The 18279-nt window shown below is 39.5% G+C and carries 16 protein-coding genes; 13 read left to right on the top strand and 3 right to left on the bottom strand.

Translation table 11 applies throughout. From position 1 onward, the window contains the following. Positions 1-262: 262 nt before the first annotated feature. Positions 263-2218, top strand: coding sequence for a lipoteichoic acid synthase (gene ltaS, locus G6554_RS21820; protein WP_166245804.1), 1956 nt, complete (start codon positions 263-265; stop codon positions 2216-2218). 122 nt (positions 2219-2340) lie between these two features. Here the strand turns inward: ltaS and G6554_RS21815 are convergent, their stop codons facing one another. Continuing rightward, positions 2341-2817 (bottom strand): hypothetical protein, encoded by a 477-nt coding sequence (locus G6554_RS21815; protein ID WP_166245802.1) that lies wholly within the window; start codon positions 2815-2817, stop codon positions 2341-2343. A 195-nt stretch (positions 2818-3012) separates the two neighbouring features. Between G6554_RS21815 and G6554_RS21810 the strand changes: the two genes are divergently transcribed. Next, a complete protein-coding gene (locus G6554_RS21810; protein WP_166245800.1) occupies positions 3013-6420 on the top strand; it encodes a hypothetical protein in 3408 nt (1135 codons plus the stop codon). A 228-nt stretch (positions 6421-6648) separates the two neighbouring features. After that, positions 6649-7809, top strand: coding sequence for a cation:proton antiporter (locus tag G6554_RS21805; RefSeq protein WP_166245798.1), 1161 nt, complete (start codon positions 6649-6651; stop codon positions 7807-7809). Between the two features lie 141 nt (positions 7810-7950). Here G6554_RS21805 and G6554_RS21800 read toward each other — a convergent pair whose 3' ends face one another. Both G6554_RS21800 and G6554_RS21795 read right to left on the bottom strand, forming a co-directional pair. Next, positions 7951-9417 (bottom strand): cbb3-type cytochrome c oxidase subunit I, encoded by a 1467-nt coding sequence (locus G6554_RS21800; protein WP_166245796.1) that lies wholly within the window; start codon positions 9415-9417, stop codon positions 7951-7953. 1 nt (position 9418) lies between these two features. Beyond that, on the bottom strand, positions 9419-9955 hold the full coding sequence (locus tag G6554_RS21795) for a cupredoxin domain-containing protein (RefSeq protein ID WP_166245794.1): 537 nt from the start codon (positions 9953-9955) through the stop codon (positions 9419-9421). A gap of 210 nt (positions 9956-10165) precedes the next feature. On the opposite strand from G6554_RS21795, the gene G6554_RS26095 reads away from it, so the two are divergent. From G6554_RS26095 to G6554_RS21750, 10 genes are all read left to right on the top strand, one after another. After that, complete coding sequence (locus G6554_RS26095) at positions 10166-10294, top strand: hypothetical protein (RefSeq protein WP_278187298.1); 129 nt, start codon at positions 10166-10168, stop codon at positions 10292-10294. Positions 10295-10536: 242 nt separating this feature from the next. Then, positions 10537-10881: a PadR family transcriptional regulator gene (locus G6554_RS21790; RefSeq protein WP_166245792.1), complete on the top strand. Its 345-nt coding sequence runs from the start codon at positions 10537-10539 to the stop codon at positions 10879-10881. Further along, entirely contained in the window at positions 10878-11219 is a 342-nt protein-coding gene (locus G6554_RS21785) for a DUF1048 domain-containing protein (protein ID WP_166245790.1), read from the top strand. The genes G6554_RS21790 and G6554_RS21785 overlap by 4 nt, the downstream gene beginning before the upstream one ends. Before the next feature lie 215 nt (positions 11220-11434). Beyond that, positions 11435-12196 carry an ABC transporter ATP-binding protein gene (locus tag G6554_RS21780; protein WP_166245788.1) on the top strand — a complete coding sequence of 254 codons (762 nt, stop codon included), beginning with the start codon at positions 11435-11437 and terminating at the stop codon, positions 12194-12196. Continuing rightward, entirely contained in the window at positions 12197-12946 is a 750-nt protein-coding gene (locus tag G6554_RS21775; protein ID WP_166245786.1) for an ABC transporter permease, read from the top strand. Between the two features lie 332 nt (positions 12947-13278). Then, positions 13279-14277: an ABC transporter substrate-binding protein gene (locus G6554_RS21770; protein ID WP_166245784.1), complete on the top strand. Its 999-nt coding sequence runs from the start codon at positions 13279-13281 to the stop codon at positions 14275-14277. Between the two features lie 119 nt (positions 14278-14396). Then, complete coding sequence (locus tag G6554_RS21765) at positions 14397-15428, top strand: ABC transporter permease (protein ID WP_166245782.1); 1032 nt, start codon at positions 14397-14399, stop codon at positions 15426-15428. Next, a complete protein-coding gene (locus G6554_RS21760) occupies positions 15403-16197 on the top strand; it encodes an ABC transporter ATP-binding protein (RefSeq protein ID WP_166245781.1) in 795 nt (264 codons plus the stop codon). The genes G6554_RS21765 and G6554_RS21760 overlap by 26 nt, the downstream gene beginning before the upstream one ends. Before the next feature lie 246 nt (positions 16198-16443). After that, positions 16444-17559, top strand: coding sequence for a 4-hydroxyphenylpyruvate dioxygenase (hppD, locus tag G6554_RS21755; protein ID WP_166245808.1), 1116 nt, complete (start codon positions 16444-16446; stop codon positions 17557-17559). Between the two features lie 97 nt (positions 17560-17656). Continuing rightward, complete coding sequence (locus G6554_RS21750; RefSeq protein ID WP_166245779.1) at positions 17657-18277, top strand: flavin reductase family protein; 621 nt, start codon at positions 17657-17659, stop codon at positions 18275-18277. The last annotated feature ends 2 nt before the right edge of the window (positions 18278-18279 follow it).

Raw genomic sequence — 18279 nt, 5'->3', positions numbered from 1 at the left:
ATATAAATGAGGAATGAAAACAGTCATGTCCCATAAATAATCATCATACAAATAAAGGGAATGTTTCGATCAAATGAAACAAGCAAGGTAGTCAATAGATTCCACAAATTTTGTCGAATCAATAAAAATAATGACATAAATTATTGTTCTTTATCACCCTTAAATGGCAGGATTTATGTTTTTATTTTTATAGAAAATATGATATAGTAATTGAGGTTCGTTTACCGGAGCTTAAATTGGTAAGTGAGAGGAGAAGTTAGACATGAATAAATTTAGACTATCTAAAAAATTAAACAATAGTCATATTACATTCTTCGTAGTTGCCGTTGTATTATTTTGGATCAAAACCTATGTGGCATATCAAATTGAATTTAACCTTGGAATTGATAATAACCTGCAGAAATTTTTGTTACTAATAAACCCGTTAAGTTCAGCGCTTTTCTTTTTTGGATTAGCACTGCTCTTTAAAAAGCATACAAAGTTGGTTATGATTATTACCAATTTTCTATTATCTTTCTTATTATACGCCAATATAGCGTATTATCGGTTTTTTAATGACTTTATTACCGTTCCTGTTCTAATGCAGACAAAGACAAATGCAGGACAATTGGGAGATAGTGCACTTTCGTTAATGTCCCCATTCGACATTCTTTACTTTACAGACTTTTTTATTTTAATTGCTCTAGCATTAACTGTTTTCAAACATGTAAAGGTAACGAACAGAAAGTCATTTAAAATTGTCCTTTTGTTTGCCATTACGACCTTTTTATTTAACCTTGGATTGGCCGAAAAGGATCGTCCGCAATTATTGTCGCGTTCATTTGACAGGAATTACTTGGTAAAATACTTAGGCGCGTACAACTTTACCATATATGATGTCATTCAAAATGTTAAATCATCTAGTCAACGTGCTTTAGCGGATAGCAGTGATATTACGGATGTAGAAAACTACCGGAAAGCAAACTATGCTGCACCAAATCCTGAACTCTTTGCAAAAGCAAAAGGAATGAATGTTCTTTATATTTCTATGGAATCATTTCAAAGCTTTATGATTGATTATAAAATGCCTGACGGACAAGAGGTAACACCATTTTTAAATTCGTTGGTACACGATGGAAGCACGTTTTATTTTGATAACTTCTACCATCAAACAGGACAGGGTAAAACTTCGGATGCTGAATTTTTAATGGAAAACTCTTTATACCCAATGGCTCAGGGTGCTGTATTTGTAAATAAAGCACAAAATACGTATCAAGCAATGCCATCTATTCTTAAAGGTCAAGGATACAGCTCAGCAGTCTTACATGGTAACTATAAAACATTCTGGAATCGAAATGTGATCTATAAAGCATTCGGGTACGATCAATTTTTTGATGCAGAATACTACAACATGACAGATGAAAATACGAAGAATTATGGGATGAAGGACAAACCATTCTTTAAAGAATCGATACCATTGCTTGAAAGTTTAAAGCAGCCGTTCTATACAAAGTTTATTTCCTTATCAAACCATTTCCCATTTGAAATGGATCCTGACGATACCGATTTCCCTGCAGGTGATTATGGTGATACAGTTGTGAATCAATATTTCCAATCTGCACACTATATGGATCAGGCTTTCGAACAGTTTTTTAATGATCTAAAAGCAAATGGTATGTATGATAATACTGTGATTGTCATGTATGGTGACCACTACGGAATTTCCGAAAACCATAACGAAGCAATGGCTAAGGTTTTAGGCGTAGACGAGATCACTCCGGCTATTAACGCTAAACTGCAGCGTGTGCCATTGTTTATCCACGTTCCTGGTGTAAAAGGCGGAATCCAACATCAAGTCGGCGGAGAAGTAGACGTTCGCCCAACAGTACTTCACTTATTAGGAGTAGATACTAAGGATTATATGGAGTTTGGCTCAGATTTATTATCACCACAGCATCGTAATTGGGCTTTATTTAGAAATGGCGATTTTGTAGCATCCGATGTCCTCCAAATTAAGGACAAATGCTATTCTGATGCTACCGGTGAATTAATGGAAGATGCAAATGCATGTAAGGAAACCTCTGATAAAGTGAATACAGAACTACAAATGTCTGATGAAATTGTCTATAAAGATCTATTACGTTTCTATAAACCAGATGGATACACCCCAATTAACCCGAATGACTATGAATATTTGGGACCAAAGGGTAAAGGATCAAAAACATCGGAAAGTAATTAATCGAAAAAAGACTGTGACCAATGGTGTCACAGTCTTTTTTGAAATATAAATATCGACTACGAGAATGGTCTAGCTTGCTCCAGGTCATTCGCCGCTGGGCATGGCGCTTGCGCTTCTCTTATCTATTTCCGCCTAAAACCTTCTTCTTTCAAAAATTCCTCAGCCTCGCCGTATGTATCGAAGCTTGCATCAAGGTTTAACCCAAAGTAAATATTCCATGATTCGTTTTCATTCACCAGAATGAGGAGATGGTTTTCATCATCTATCCATCGCTCTTCAGTTGATTCTCCGACAATGGCTTCCTCAGCAACTGTTTTTTCTTGAGGTGATAGTGCTTGGATTGATTCTTTTAGCAAACGTTGCAGCTGTTCAGCAGAAAAATCGCGGATATTAACCATGCCTTTGTCATCTGTTTCATAGTTCGTCAAGTGCCCGGCATAAACGAAACCATTTCCTTTCGGATGCAGATGATAAACAATATTTTTTTTATCGGAAATACTGTTCGAAAACTGGAAGTTCACACGCCCAAGTGAAACATTTTTCCTTTCTAATTCACTAAAAGATTCAATAATCGCTAGTTTTTCATCATACGTAAGCATAGTTTCCTCCAATTGTTTACTCTTCATAATTTCTTATCATACAGACTTTTTCTCTAAAGGTAAAATTTATTTATTTCGGGGATTGAAAACAAGTAGTAAGGTGGTGTAAAATTACACTAAAGGTGAAAGATAAGAAAATTTTTCCGATTGTTTCTATAATCATTATCATAAGGCGATGAATAGAGGGGAAATTCAATGGGGCCAACCAGTAATGAAGAGAGAAAAAGAATTTTCAGGAAAGAACTATTCACATTAAAAGAAGAAGGGTATTTGTCCGAAAAGGTCGTTGAGCACGTGGCTAGGGCATATCACCAATATTACTTGGATTTAGTAGAAATTGAGGCAATACCGGTCCCAATGGAAACGGTTGCCCAAAAGCCTAAACCTGCACCTGCAAAACCGCAAAAGGTGAAAAAGACACTTACTCCTGAGCAGGTTCGTGAGAAGAACATCACATGGTTATTAAATATTGGGGTCATTTTTTTATTAATTGGCGGTTTGTTTGTGGCGACGAGTAATTGGGAATCGATGACTAGTTTCATGAAAAGTGGTTCGATAGCGATTGTATCGCTCCTATTTTATGGAATTGCCTGGCTAACAAATAAAATTCTGCACATCAAGAAGACGGCTTTTGCCTTTACTGTCTTAGGCAGTCTATTTTTGCCGATCTTTATCCTTTCGTTGGGGTGGTTTGGTCTTTTAGGCTCCTATTTATCTATAAATGGGGAGGGACGATATTTCCTCGGGATGCTGGGAAGCTTTTTCCCGCTGATGGTTTATCTGTTATTTGCGATGAGCTTACGTTCAAGATTATTTGTTTGGTTTAGCTTTATTTCGTTATCTGTCGGGGTAGCCTTTATAATGGCAGGAACCAAAATTACAGTTGATTTCTTTTACCTTGGGATAATGACCTTTAATGCAATTCTTATTTTTGTCTATCATAAGATTAAAATGATCAACCCACTCAAATTGTTTACCAAGGAATTTGTCCCATATATACAGGTTAATCTCGTTCTGTCTACATTGTTTATGCTGTTTTTCTACCAGAATGAAGTAGTCTATAGTTTTAACCTATTATTAACCGCGATTATTTATTTATCGATGATGTATGTCAGTGGGAAAAAGGAATATCATTTTGTTTTCAGTTTGATGATTGTTTATGGTGCCTACCAACTAATTGAGCATAGTTTCCTTGATCATTTTGGGGCAATTGTTTACTCATTTATTGGTTTTGGAATAGTATTTGTCCCCAAAGTAGTAAACAATCAATTTTCCTTACATAAAGCCTTTCACTATACGAGCGCAGTTATTTCCGGGTTCGCCTTTGTTTACATTAGTTTAGAAGGTATTTTCCTTCGTGCAGGGAATCCATCCCTTGTTCTCATGATTGCCTATTTTGTTATTGCGGCCAACTTTATTTATATATCCCATCAAAACTCAAGAAGGTTATTTCCGTATTTAAGTTCCTTGTTTGTAGCATCAGGCATTTACGAACTTATTGCATTACTAGTTCAACCCTTCGATGGGATCCATTTTTCACTTACATTATCCATTGGCGGTTTTATCCTATTTACCGTCTTTGGTTTTGTCCACCTATCCACCTATATAACAATCATTCGAGTAGCATCTAGGGATGTCGGAATTACGTTAATGGCACTAGCCGGGTTGACCGCTATAACATTTCTTTATTGGTGGGAACTGGCTGTAATACTTTTCCTATTCGTTATTGTCGCCTTGTATCTACACAAGTTGGAGGAAAGGATCCTTTTTAAAGAAATAGCCCTTTTCTTACTACCACTTTCAATTGGTTTTTCTATTATGGCTTTTGGTGAAGAGATAAATGGTCGATTTCCTGTTTATCGACAAGAATTTGGATATGCGATTAATTTTGCCATTGCAGCTTTATTGGTGTTATTGACCAGTATTGGCTGGTTGAAAGCCACCGAAAAAAAGCTCAGCCAAATTTCACTATTTGTCTCGCAAGCATTTTATACTGTTGCCATGATTCATGCACTGCTCTCCCCAAGCAATCAATTTTGGGTGCAGCCACTTGTCATGCTGATTGGAATTGTCATGTATTACTATTTCTATAAAGTGATTGGTGAAAAATGGGTTGCGTTTGCTATCAGTATCACAACGCTTCTTTCTTATTTTTCGATTATTCATGCCATCCGTTCAATTGTAACGTTTAGCCCCATCTTGAATTCGTTAATTGCTTCCGCAAGTGCATTAATCATGTTGCTGATTGCCTATCTATTTCGAAAAAAAGGTCAGGACTTATCGAATGCCTATGCTTGGACAGGTCACATTATTCTTCCAGTAGCACTCGCATTTACTTGGTTTGCCTTTCATACAGACTCAGCCTACAGTTTCATACTTGCATTATGCGGATATGCAATAAGTACAAAATTAGCGAAGAGGGAATGGAAAATCAAAGTCTTTCTTTATGGAAGCTTTACAGCATCGTTTTTTATTGTTTCAACAAGTTTAGATCGAGTCATAACCCAAACAAATGGGCAGTATGAATTTCCAATCACCAGTGGGCTGATTCTAATTTTTTCACTTCTTGTCACTGAAGAGTTTAAACAACGTATAGCTTATTATTTCGTGCCATTTTCGATTATGGGAATATGCTGCATGCTTATTACTTATCCGTTTGGCTTGCTGCCCTACGTCATAACTGGCCTTTATACTTTTGGAATTTTATTTTATTTGCATAAGACCAAATGGGATGTTATTGGAATTGTCCCATTATTCCTGTTTTTCACAGCAACAGTTGAATTTTCATTTTTTAGCGGTATGAGAGAGCTCGAAAAATTACTGCTAGCAGGTGGTTTGGGAATTCTGATGACGATCATCGGACAACTGCTGTATAAGAAATTATTTGAAAGTGCTGCAAGGCTCCAGGAAATCAAGTTAGATGGATATACAGTCGTATCCTTTCTATCCTTTTGGTTCATGTACTTTTTTACAAGCCAGCTTTTGTGGAGCCAAGCACTGCCTGGAATTCTGATTGCTGCCGTTCTTTGGCAGCAAAGAAAAAGAGTACCGGCAAGTGTCTCAGTCTTTATGCCGATTTTAGGAGGAGCCTATTTACTACAGCCATACTATGCCATCATCCGACAGGTAAATGTCCCGCCATTATGGGAGCGGGAGGTCTGTGTCCTGCCCATTATCATTCTAATGATTTTCATTCGCCGAAGTTTAAAAGGCCGATTTGCGGATGTTACAAAGTTGATCCAATGGGGAGTACTCATTATCGTAGCACTGCTCTTAGTCCAAGATGGAATGGCAAGCAATACGATATATGATGCGATAATAGTAGGATCTCTCTCCTTGATTTCAATGTTGACGGGGATGTTTCTGCAAGTTAAATCATATTTTTTCGTCGGTTCTGGAGTTTTACTATTAAACGTTTTCTTACAAACCAGGCCATATTGGGGGAATATGCCGTGGTGGGTTTATTTATTAATTGCGGGGTTAATCCTGATCACTGTTGCCAGCTTTAATGAATGGCATAAGCAAAAAGTACAAAAGGGTGAAACAACCTTTATAGCCATAGTGAAAGAAAAAGTTATTGATAAAATGAGAAAATGGGATTAAATCATGTTGAACTATCCCGTCGTACCCAGATGATTCATCTTTTATTGAAAAATAATATAAAGTCTGTTATAATAGAATTAATCAAATAACTGTAGTAAATGGAGGAGCCTGTCACCAAGGGAGTAGTATGTCCTTTGGTAGACGGGCTCTTTTTATTTTCTCACAAAAGGAGTCTGTTTATAAAAAAACAGACTCTTTTTAATTTTATGAAAAAGGAAAGGTGATTTGATGCAATTACTTTTTGAATTAGCGATTATTTTACTGGCTTCGAAAATTGCAGGTGAAATAAGTGTAAAATTAGGGCAGCCCTCAGTACTCGGAAAGCTGCTTGTGGGAATTCTTTTAGGCCCTGCTGTATTAGGACTTGTTACAGAGACGAAAACATTAGAGGAAATAAGCCAAATTGGCGTTATTTTGTTAATGTTTATCGCTGGTATGGAAACGGATTTAGATGAATTTAAACGGTCAGGGAAGGCGTCTACACTTGTAGGATTAAGCGGAATTATCGTTCCGTTATTTGTTGGCTACCTTGCTGGAATTTTCATGAATATGACCACGTTTGAAGCGATTTTTTTAGGTCTATTGCTTTCGGCAACAAGTGTCAGTATTTCTGTTCAAGCACTTAAAGAGTTGAATAAAATGCAGTCAAGAGAAGGAACCACCATTTTAGGTGCAGCAGTCATCGATGATGTCGTGGTTATTATTGCCCTAGCCTTTTTAATGAGTATGGCAGGCGGGGATGTCAATTTAAGTATGGTAATAGTGAAAAAGGTTCTCTTTTTCGCAGGTGCTATCTTAGCAGCATGGAAGGTAGTCCCATGGATATTAAAGAAGTTTGCCCCATTAAACGTGACAGAATCATTGCTTTCCGCGGCATTAATCATCTGCTTTCTGTTTGCTTATGTAGCGGAATTAACGGGTGTTGCCGCCATCATTGGCGCCTATATAGCAGGTGTTGCAATCAGTCAAACGAAATTTAAACATGAAATATTTGAAAAAGTAGAAACTGTTGGCTATTCGATTTTTGTCCCTGTTTTTTTCACTTCCATTGGTGTGAAAGCAAGTTTTGATGGACTTTCACAGCATTTTGGTGTGATTATTGGTTTAAGTATTCTAGCCATCTTAACAAAATTAATTGGTGCCGCAGCGGGTGCCAAATTAGCGAAGTTTTCATGGAAAAGCTCGATGGGAATTGGAGCGGCCATGGTTTCACGGGGAGAGGTAGCCTTAATAATTGCTGCCATTGGCTTAGAAACGAAGTTAATTAATCAAGAACTGTTTTCCATACTAGTCATTGTTGTTCTAGTTACCACCATTGTAACACCACCAATGATGAAATTCTTTTTTAAACAAAACGAAAGACAAAAAGCGGTGAAGATTACTGCCTAATAAAGAGAAAACAATCCAGCCCTCCGATTGGGCTGGATTGTTTTCGAATAAGATAGGATTTAATTCATTTCTGCTTTAAGAAACGTCCAGCGCATGCACCCTAACAGCTAATGCTGAGTAGGGTGCATGCGCTTTTTCACATTAAGAAGCAGATTTAAGTTGTTTTTGGTCTGTTTGCTTGCCAACATTTTTTAAACCGATAAAAAACCTCGTTGTGAAAATAATGGCTGCTACAATAACAAAGATCCCGCAGATGGCACCAACCTGGTCAGACCCTGTCCATTCTGGAAGATGTTCAGCCCAGCGTCTTGGGGCACTTATTTTTCCGGCATAAAGGAATGAGCCTGCAATCCCGGAAAAGAATAAGAAATAGATGGAAATAGCAAATTTATCAAGTCCTGTTTGCTTTTGTGTTCCTTCGGTTTTATTGAAATAATACATAAAACCGAAAATCATGGCAACAACACCCATCCCCATGTACGTATGAAAATGTCCTGGTACCCATTTCGTATTGTGCATCACATGGTTTACGACAATAGTAGCATCAATAATGGCAGGCACGGCACCGGCAACCCAGCCGAACATTGCTAAGAACATCATACTAGAAGCAAAGTCCCATTTAACAGCAGAACGGAAGACAATCATTAACGCACCATAAGCGGTAACGACCATAACGGGAAGTCCGTTTGCGTAAGAAAAAATTTGACCGATGATTAACATCCATCGTGGTACGGCAAAATCCATTAATAAGTGGTGTGTATAAATCATTAGGGTAAATAAGGTTGAAAAATTCCAGGCAATTAAAAAGGCTTTATTTGATTTCCAAGGGCGTCCCGTATACTCGGATAACACTTCATAAACTGCAATTACCGCCATATAAATCGTACAGTTAGCAAAAATATGGCCAAAAGCATACGTTAAATGCTTTGCGAGCATTGGATCAAAGGTGAAATTAGGATTAAGTATGTTAATGATGGATTCAACTAAAGCCGTTGCACCGGCAAGGATTCCCGTTGAATTCGCTATGATGACCATTGTAGTGGCAACCACAGCTGGAGGTGGTCCATATCCTTTTTTACCTCTAAAAATATAGTCCCAGCCTAAGGATTTTCCTAATCCGCCATATTCCTTAATAAGGCGGGCAGCTAAGTAAAAATACATAACTAGGTAACCTACACCTAATAGGAGGAGACCGAATAAAAATAATAATGCTCCTGTAGTTCCGTATATTTTGGCTGAGAATGATGGAAGTGGGTACAAGAATGTCCAGCCATCAGAAAAATTAAACCCAAAAATGGCAGTCAAAATCATCACGACACCAATTAAAGACAAAATTAAATTAGCAAAAAATACTTTATGATTTAAATGAATATATTTTGAAAGGTAATACCACATGATGGCGCTTCCACCCAGAGCAGCAATACCAATCATACCCGTTCCATGAATTGTCAAAACCTTATAAAACATCTGTGCAGGAATTTTAATCAGATTGCCTTGGTTCAATAACATGATTACACCGAAGATCATCATTAAAACCAGAACCACAGAGGTAACCATTAATGATAAAGCAACGCCTTTTTTAATCGAGTTCCGTGCATTACTTTCCATCTTATTTTCCCTCCTTAGGTTTCACAACGATGTCTTTAATCATCACATGATGGCCTGCGCTGCAATATTCCAAACAAAGGATCTTATAGGTTCCTGGTTTATCAAAGGTGATGCTGACCGTATTTTTGTACCCAGGCATTGCCTGTGTCTGGGCAATCAGCTCCATTTTTGTGTCATATAGACCAAAACCGTGGGTAACATCCTTACTCGTGACGCGAAACTGTACTGGCTCCCCAACCGTAAAGTTTTCATCACTTAATTGCCAGGCAAATTGCATCCCCGTTACCTCCACAACTTTGCCATCCTCTTTAGCAAGGACATGCTGGTTGTGATAAGGAAGCTTGCTCAATGATATGGCTGAAGCAAATCCCATGATGGCAAGCAAGCCAAGGAAATAAAACTTGCGAATTTTGTAGCCTTTTTCTTGAATCGGTCCATACTCTCTTAATTTTCTCGATTCTCCATACACGAACGAAAAAGCAAGTGCTATGAGGAAAACGAAAAACAATGTAGCGTACCACGCGATAGATTGGTACATACTATCCCTCCCATTATCTGAATCTCAGAGTGAGCAGTCCCCCAACCGCCACCTGATTCATTTCCCATTGTAAACTGCTTTTTGTGAAAAAATAGTGAACTATATCATACTTTAACTAGTAATCTGTTAAAAAAGAAAAATACCCCCATGATTTGATAAGGACGGTCGAATTATCTTGTACCTGAACAAGAACGCTATGGAGGTTAGATAATGGGAATCGTGTTTATTGATATTGACAAATTACTTGAAACTACATCGGATCTAACATCTGAGAAGAATAGTCAAATGGTGAAGAGGGTTGAAATTGATCAATTACTAGAAAAGACTCGTGATTGGTAATAATCATAAATTGTTAAATGTATAATATGTATAGGGTGCCTTCTACTTAGTAGAAGGCTTTTTATATGGATCATACTGGATACTATTGGTGCATTTTTTGACGAAAAGATTTATTCTTGACAAGAAATGCTATTATGCGTTACTATATACTGGTAGTTAGTAATACTGAATATAAGTAAAACGTAGTACCTATGTTACCGAGCACTGGATAAACTATAGTGAAATACTAATGGGGTGGTATTTTGGAAAATATTACAGAAATGCTGAAAGGAGTGCTTGAGGGTTGTGTGCTTGAAATCATCAGCCGCGGCGAAACTTATGGCTATGAAATCACGCAACAGTTGCGAGAACTTGGCTTCGCTGATGTAGTTGAAGGCACCGTATATACGATTACATTAAGGCTTGAGAAAAACAATCTGGTGGATATCGAGAAAAAGCCATCCACTATGGGACCACCGAGAAAATTTTACACACTCAACGCTGCAGGGCAAGAGCAACTTGAACTTTTTTGGAAAAAGTGGGAATTCATCTCAAGTAAAATTAATGAACTCAAAACTAAAAATATCAAAAGGAGAGAAGGAAAATGAATATTTTTGAAAAAATTATCGGGAGTCTGGATGACAAGCGGGAATGGAGGGAGCTGGAGTCGCGTGCAAAGGCACTACCAAGTGAGTACCGTAACGCATACAAAGCTATTCAAAAATATTTGTGGACTTCTGGTGGTGGTCCAACTGACTGGAAGGACTGCAGCCGTATCTTCGGCGGAATTCTCGATCTCTTTGAGGAAGGAGCAGTGGAAGGCAAGCAAGTCACTGCCCTTACGGGCGAGGATGTTGCTTCCTTCTGTGACGATCTAGTAAAGGATGAGCAAACTTGGAAGGATAAGTATCGTAAAAAGCTGAATGATACGATTGGCCGTGGCTAACGGCAAGTCCCTAGTGGCTTTTCGCCTATTACCCACAAAGAAATAATTCAATAAATAATGCGGACTGAATAGCTGGCTACAAATGAGAATTGCCACCATTACTATTCAGTCAAATTTTTACCCTAGTAGTAAGTAATACAGATTATTAGTCATACTAGGTAGGGGAAGGTAGGAATCTAGCGCATTGTTGCGCTTTTAATTGGGAGGAAAAAAAGATGAGTGATACAGCGATTTCTGTAAAAGGAATAACAAAATCCTTTAAAGACAAGGAAGTCTTAAAGGGGGTGGATTTTGAGGTTCGGCGTGGTGAAATTTTTGCACTGCTGGGCTCAAATGGTGCTGGCAAGACGACAACGGTCAGTATCCTCTCAACGCTGATGAAACCCGATAACGGTGAAGTAGGAATTTGTGGCTTTGACGTCCAGCATCAACCGGATCATGTTCGTCAGAATATTAGCCTGACAGGGCAGTTCTCAGCTTTAGATGGTTTGCTCACCGGCAGGGAAAACCTAATGATGATCGCCAAGTTACGGGGAGTTCCCAATCCCGCTAAAGTCGTCGACCAGCTACTTGCAAAATTCAGCCTGACCGATGCATCCAACCGCCGGGTGGACAAATATTCCGGGGGGATGAAGCGCCGGCTTGACATCGCCATGAGCCTGATCGGGACGCCAGCAGTCATATTTCTCGACGAACCGACGACAGGGCTTGATCCCGAAGCGCGGATGGAAGTCTGGAAAAGCGTCAAGGAACTTGCCGGCAGTGGTACGACCATCTTACTGACGACCCAGTACCTGGAGGAAGCCGAACTACTAGCCGACCGTATCGCTATCCTACATGGTGGAAAAATCATCACAACTGGTACCCTTGCCGAACTTAAGGAAATGTTCCCGCCCGCGAAAGTGGAATACATCGAGAAGCAGCCAACATTAGAGGAAATTTTCCTCGCTGTCATCGGAAAAAAGGAGGAGATGTAAATGAAAAGCACAACAGGTGTATTACTTGGGCGGTTAATGCGCAATTTCATGCGTAGTCCTGATACGATTATCACGGTGGCGATTACACCGATTATGATGATGATGCTGTTTGTCTACGTATTTGGCGGCGCCATAGAGACTGGCACGGACAACTACGTCAATTATTTATTGCCCGGAATCTTGCTGATGACTATCGCTTCCGGTGTTGCTTATACTTCCTTGCGGTTATTTAATGACGTAAAGAGTGGGCTGATGGCACGTTTCATTACCATGCCCATCAAGCGCTCGTCGATATTGTGGTCTCACGTGTTGACCTCGCTTGTCTCCAATGCGGTTACTGTCGTGGTGGTTATTCTTATCGCGCTTTTGATGGGTTTCCGTTCTAACGCTGATATTTTGGATTGGCTTGCGGTAGTTGGGATACTTGGACTGTTTACGCTGGCGTTGACATGGCTGGCTGTCATTCCCGGCTTGACAGCAGGATCAATGGAAGGGGCGACAGCATACTCGTACCCACTGATTTTTCTGCCATTTATCAGTTCCGCTTTTGTACCTACTGTAACCATGCCTAAAATTGTCCGTTTGTTCGCTGAGAACCAGCCTGTGACTTCAATTGTGAATTCCATTCGCGCCCTCTTGTATGAAGGGGCTGTTGGGAATGGTATATGGACCGCGCTTGCCTGGTGCGTTGGCATTATGGTCATCGCATACTCCATTGCCAGCCAAGTATTTAAACGCCAGTTAAGGTAATCGAGCCAATATGGGATTTACCATATTTATAGTCGGCTATTGAGATAAATGTACCTGAACATGCAATCCAATAATTAATATTATTTATAGGATATTATTGCAGTTACTAAAAAAAGAAAGAGAATAAAATAAATAGCGATCGATAGTTATGTAAAAGCCTTGGTGCCTTCTATTAAATAGAAGGTATTTTTTCTATCATTTATTCTATTGCTTTAAAGCAAAAAAATATTTTTGCTTTTTCTATTGCTTTTAGCCCAAAAAAATACTAGAATAATTTTTAATATATGAAATTTTTAGAAAATTAGATGTTTAATTTAGGGGGATGTAAACAAATGAAGAAAAAAGTAAAAGGACTTTCGATTGCGTTGGCGGGAATGCTGCTGCTGGCCGGCTGTGGCAGTAAAGAATCTGCAGGTGGTTCGGAAAAGGATGGTGCAGATAAGGAGTTTAAGGTCGGTATTAGCCAATTCGCTCCGCATCCGTCTTTAGATGCTGCGACAGAAGGATTTAAAAAGGCTTTAAAGGACAAAGGACTTAAGGTAAAGTATGATGATCAAAATGCCCAGGCGGATCAAAATAATGTTCAAACGATTGCAAAGAATTTCGTTGGCGACAAGGTAGACTTAATATTTGCCAATGCTACTCCTAGTGCAACAGCGGCATTAAATGCGACAAAGGAAATCCCTATCGTCTTTACATCCGTAACAGATCCGGTAGTATCTGAATTGGTGGAAGCACTTGATAAACCGGGAAAAAATATAACCGGAACAACTGACAACCATCCTGATGCAACGAAAACAACGATTCATTTTATTACTGACGAAGTAAAGGCAAAAAATATTGGTGTCATCTATAATTCAGGTGAAGTGAATTCAGAAGTACAGGTAAAAGAAGTGAAAAAGTTAGTGGAGGAAAAAGGAGCTAAGCTTGTTGAAGTTTCAGTTGCCACTACATCAGAAGTGAAACAAGCTACTGAGTCATTGGTTGGCCGTGTGGATGCGATTTACGTTCCTACAGATAATACGGTTGTTACCGCTCTTGATTCTGTTATTGCCGTTGCCAACAGCAAAAAAATTCCGCTTTTCGTTGGTGAACTTGATTCTATGAAAAAAGGCGCGGTTGCGGCAAGCGGCTTTAGTTATTTCGACCTTGGCTATCAATCCGGCTTAATGGCGGTTGATATTTTAACTGGAAAGAAAAAGCCGTCTGAAATTCCAGTTGAACTTCCTAGCAGCTTAAAATTAGTTATTAATAAAGAAGCTGCCAAAGCACAAGGATTAGAAGTAAAAGAGGAATGGAGCAAGATTGGAGAATTCTACGATGGCAAATAAGAAATAAACCCTTCTCAAGGGGGATACCTTTAAGAGGGGGTACCTCCTTGATTTGTACATAAGTAACGAAGGGCTAATGATAATTTTAGTTCTAATGACTCAATGAAAGGATGATCTCAATGTTTACAGCCATATTTGGATCATTTGAAGCAGGTATCATCTATGCGATTATGGCGCTGGGCGTCTATCTTTCCTTTCGTATTCTGGATTTCCCGGATTTAACGGTTGATGGGAGTTTTGTAACGGGTGCAGCACTTTCTGCGGTATTAATCGCGAATGGAGTAGACCCATTTATCGCTACAATTGCCGCCCTTTTTGCCGGTTTTGCTGCCGGATGTATAACGGGACTATTGCATACATTCGGGAAGATTAATAACTTGCTCTCCGGAATCCTAATGATGATTGCCCTTTACTCTATTAATCTTAGAATTATGGGACGTTCAAATATTCCTTTATTGAATACAGATACTGCTTTTACAAAAATCAGTGACTTTTTTGAAAAAACGGGAATTGATTCGTTCTTTAATAGTATTCTCACTGCGGTTGGTCTTGGTGACGATCTGCCGGAAACATGGGGAATTCTTATTTTCATGATCTTTGTAACCTTCCTAATTAAATTCTTAACGGACTGGTTTTTAAAAACGGAGATTGGCCTTGCGATTCGAGCTACAGGGGACAATAAACGGATGATTCGCAGCCTTTCCGCTAATACCAACCTACTGGTCATTCTTGGTCTTGGCTTATCAAATGCGTTGGTTGCATTCTCAGGCGCCTTGATTGCTCAACAGAGCGGATTCGCTGATGTTGGGATGGGAATAGGGATGATTGTTATTGGTTTAGCTTCTGTCATCATTGGTGAAGCGCTATTTGGGACACGAACGATTGCAAGAACCACCCTTGCCGTTATTGGCGGTGCCATTATTTATCGAATTGTGATTACCTTAGCGCTACGGGTAGATTTCTTGGAAACAGGTGATATGAAACTTATTACGGCTTTGATTGTCATAATTGCCCTAACTGCTCCGAAGATTATTGGCAGTACCAAAGAAAAAAAGCGGAAAGCTCGAAGAAAAGTGGAATTAATGGATATTATCCAAACTTCGGCAGAGGCGAAGGGGGAACATCATGCTGCAATTAAATCAGATTCATAAGATTTTTAATGAGGGCACACCTGATGAGAAAATTGCTATCGATCATGTGACACTTTCCCTTAATCCAGGAGATTTCGTGACGGTCATTGGCAGTAACGGTGCCGGGAAATCAACGTTAATGAATATCATTTCAGGCGTGTTAACACCTGATATAGGGGCGGTTCAAATTGGTGAAAAGAATGTCACCAATATGTCGGAATTTAATCGTTCAAAGATGATAGGGCGTGTCTTTCAAGATCCGATGGCCGGCACAGCTCCAAGTATGACAATAGAAGAGAATCTCGCAATGGCCTTTTCCCGGAACAAAACAAGAACACTGCGAAGTGGCGTTACGAAAAAAAGACGGGATTATTTCCGTGAAGTATTGGAATCACTTCACCTCGGACTGGAGAACCGTCTAAATGCTAAGGTTGGTTTGCTCTCTGGAGGAGAACGGCAGGCCCTATCCTTATTAATGGCTACCTTCACAGAACCGTCGATCCTTCTTTTAGATGAACATACGGCAGCACTTGATCCATCGCGGGCAGAAGTGATCACGAACCTAACAAAAGAAATTGTGGATAAATACAATCTTACAACCTTAATGGTCACCCATAATATGCAGCAGGCAATTGACCTAGGAAACCGATTAATCATGATGGATAAGGGACAAATTATTTTAGAGGTGAATGAGGAAGACAAGAAACATCTTACGATTGAAGGTTTATTGAGTGAATTCAAAAGAATCCGCGGTGTGCAAATGGCGAGCGATCGTGCAGTCCTTTCATAGGAGAAAAACTTTTCTACAATTTTAGACAGCCATTTTTGGGTTCAACTATATTTCCAATATGAAGATGGTGCAAACATACCTTATTTGGGTATGTTTTTCTTTTTTCTACGGGAAATAATGCAGCAAGGCACGAATGGACCTTTAGCACCCAACAGCGGTGTTGCTTTACATCCTGCTCTTGAGTGGACAACAACTCATCACTTAAAATTAATTCTGAATATTATAACTGTTATAGGGGGTTGCATGATGAAAGAAAAGCGTGTAAGAGCAGACCAGTTAGTGGATGATTTTTTTCCTGTCCGGGATGTTGATTATATTGAAATTTACACTGGCAATGCTAAGCAAGCCTGTCATTTCTTTTGTACAGCATATGGGTTTAAGCCTGTTGCCTATTCAGGTCTTGAAACCGGAAATCGTGAAACCACTTCCTATTGTGTGAAGCAGCGCAATATTCGTCTCGTGATAACTGGATCATATGCAGAGGAGAGCAGGGTGGCCCAGTTTGTTAAAAAACATGGTGATGGCGTCAGGGACGTGGCCCTCTTGGTTGACGATGTGGAGAAAGCGTTCGAAGAAGCTGTCAGTAGAGGTGCGATTGCCCATGCTGCTCCATATGAAATGGCGGACGCCCATGGAGTTGTCAAGAAAGCCGTTCTAGGTACATATGGCGATACCATCCATACATTGATTGAACGGAAAAATTATCAGGGAGCATTTTTGCCAGGCTTTGAACCATATACCGCATCATTACCGATAGTGGATACTGGGCTAATTGGAATTGACCATGTTGTGGGTAATGTCGAGAGGATGGAGGAATGGGTGGAATATTATTCAAAGGTAATGGGCTTTAAAGAAATGAAACATTTCTCTGACAAGGACATTACGACTGAGTATTCTGCCTTGATGTCAAAGGTAATGCATAACGGCGGTAGGATTAAGTTCCCAATCAATGAACCAGCCGAAGGCAAGCGTAAATCACAAATCCAGGAATTTTTAGAGTTCTACAATGGCCCTGGTGTGCAGCATTTGGCGATTTTGACTGAAGACATTGTTTCAACCGTAACTGAGTTAAAAAAGAACGGAGTAGAATTTCTGAAGACGCCGAGCACCTATTATGAATCATTAGGAGAGCGGATTGGAAAAATTGATGAGGAAATTGAAAAGCTGCGGGAACTAGATATTTTGGTTGACCGTGATGATGAAGGGTACTTATTGCAGATTTTCACAAAACCAATTGTAGACCGCCCTACGTTGTTTATCGAGATCATTCAGCGTAAGGGTGCCCGTGGTTTTGGAGAAGGAAACTTTAAAGCGCTATTTGAATCAATTGAACGCGAACAGGAAAGACGTGGAAATCTATAAAATTTTGGTTTTATTAGGTTATCGGCGAATCTTAAAAGATCAACAATCTATTTAGAAAAAATCATAATCAATAGCAATGAATCGAGGTGTAACCAATTTGGAGATTACTCCTGAAACTCTTGAATGGAGAGAGGCATATAAACTATTAGTGGGGTCTATTTTACCTCGTCCGATCGCTCTTGTGTCAACCATAGATGAGAATGGTACAGCCAATGCGGCACCGTTCAGTTTCTTTACAGCTATTTGTGCTGACCCCATGCTTATTTGCTTTTCACCCCTGCGAAGGGGTAAGGATGGTGCAAAAAAAGATACGTTGGTCAATATAGAAAAAACGGGTCAATTTGTTATCAATATTGTCAGTAATGCAATGGCGGAACAAATGAATGAATGTGCGATTGAATTTGCTCCTGAAATCGATGAACTGGAAGAATCGGGTCTATCGAAAGAACCAAGCGTAAAGGTACGAGGACTACGTATCAAGGAATCTCTCGTCCATTTCGAGTGTGAACTCTATCAGGTGCTCCATTTTGGCGATACTCCCGGTGCCGGCAGCCTTGTCATCGGCAAAGTAGTTCATGTACACGTGAACGATGACCTTTTTGACAAGGGGAGAATAGATACAGAAAAATTACAGCCGATTGGCAGAATGGCCGGTACTATCTTTACTGACCCATTGGCTAAAACGTTTGAAATGATTCGAAAAACGGAAAAAAGGTGAGC

Origin of the sequence: Bacillus sp. MM2020_4 (assembly GCF_011250555.1) — a bacterium.
GTDB lineage: Bacteria > Bacillota > Bacilli > Bacillales > Cytobacillaceae > Neobacillus.
Note: the sequence above shows the minus strand (reverse complement) of the source record. Positions and strands in the feature narration are given on the sequence as shown.

Excerpts from the sequence above, each read along its gene's own strand:
- ltaS (WP_166245804.1), top strand. The coding sequence starts at position 263 with ATGAATAAATTTAGACTATCTAAAAAATTAAACAATAGTCATATTACA.
- G6554_RS21815 (WP_166245802.1), bottom strand. The coding sequence starts at position 2,817 with ATGCTTACGTATGATGAAAAACTAGCGATTATTGAATCTTTTAGTGAA.
- G6554_RS21810 (WP_166245800.1), top strand. The coding sequence starts at position 3,013 with ATGGGGCCAACCAGTAATGAAGAGAGAAAAAGAATTTTCAGGAAAGAA.
- G6554_RS21805 (WP_166245798.1), top strand. The coding sequence starts at position 6,649 with ATGCAATTACTTTTTGAATTAGCGATTATTTTACTGGCTTCGAAAATT.
- G6554_RS21800 (WP_166245796.1), bottom strand. The coding sequence starts at position 9,417 with ATGGAAAGTAATGCACGGAACTCGATTAAAAAAGGCGTTGCTTTATCA.
- G6554_RS21795 (WP_166245794.1), bottom strand. The coding sequence starts at position 9,955 with ATGTACCAATCTATCGCGTGGTACGCTACATTGTTTTTCGTTTTCCTC.
- G6554_RS26095 (WP_278187298.1), top strand. The coding sequence starts at position 10,166 with ATGGGAATCGTGTTTATTGATATTGACAAATTACTTGAAACTACATCG.
- G6554_RS21785 (WP_166245790.1), top strand. The coding sequence starts at position 10,878 with ATGAATATTTTTGAAAAAATTATCGGGAGTCTGGATGACAAGCGGGAA.
- G6554_RS21780 (WP_166245788.1), top strand. The coding sequence starts at position 11,435 with ATGAGTGATACAGCGATTTCTGTAAAAGGAATAACAAAATCCTTTAAA.
- G6554_RS21775 (WP_166245786.1), top strand. The coding sequence starts at position 12,197 with ATGAAAAGCACAACAGGTGTATTACTTGGGCGGTTAATGCGCAATTTC.
- G6554_RS21770 (WP_166245784.1), top strand. The coding sequence starts at position 13,279 with ATGAAGAAAAAAGTAAAAGGACTTTCGATTGCGTTGGCGGGAATGCTG.
- G6554_RS21765 (WP_166245782.1), top strand. The coding sequence starts at position 14,397 with ATGTTTACAGCCATATTTGGATCATTTGAAGCAGGTATCATCTATGCG.
- G6554_RS21760 (WP_166245781.1), top strand. The coding sequence starts at position 15,403 with ATGCTGCAATTAAATCAGATTCATAAGATTTTTAATGAGGGCACACCT.
- hppD (WP_166245808.1), top strand. The coding sequence starts at position 16,444 with ATGAAAGAAAAGCGTGTAAGAGCAGACCAGTTAGTGGATGATTTTTTT.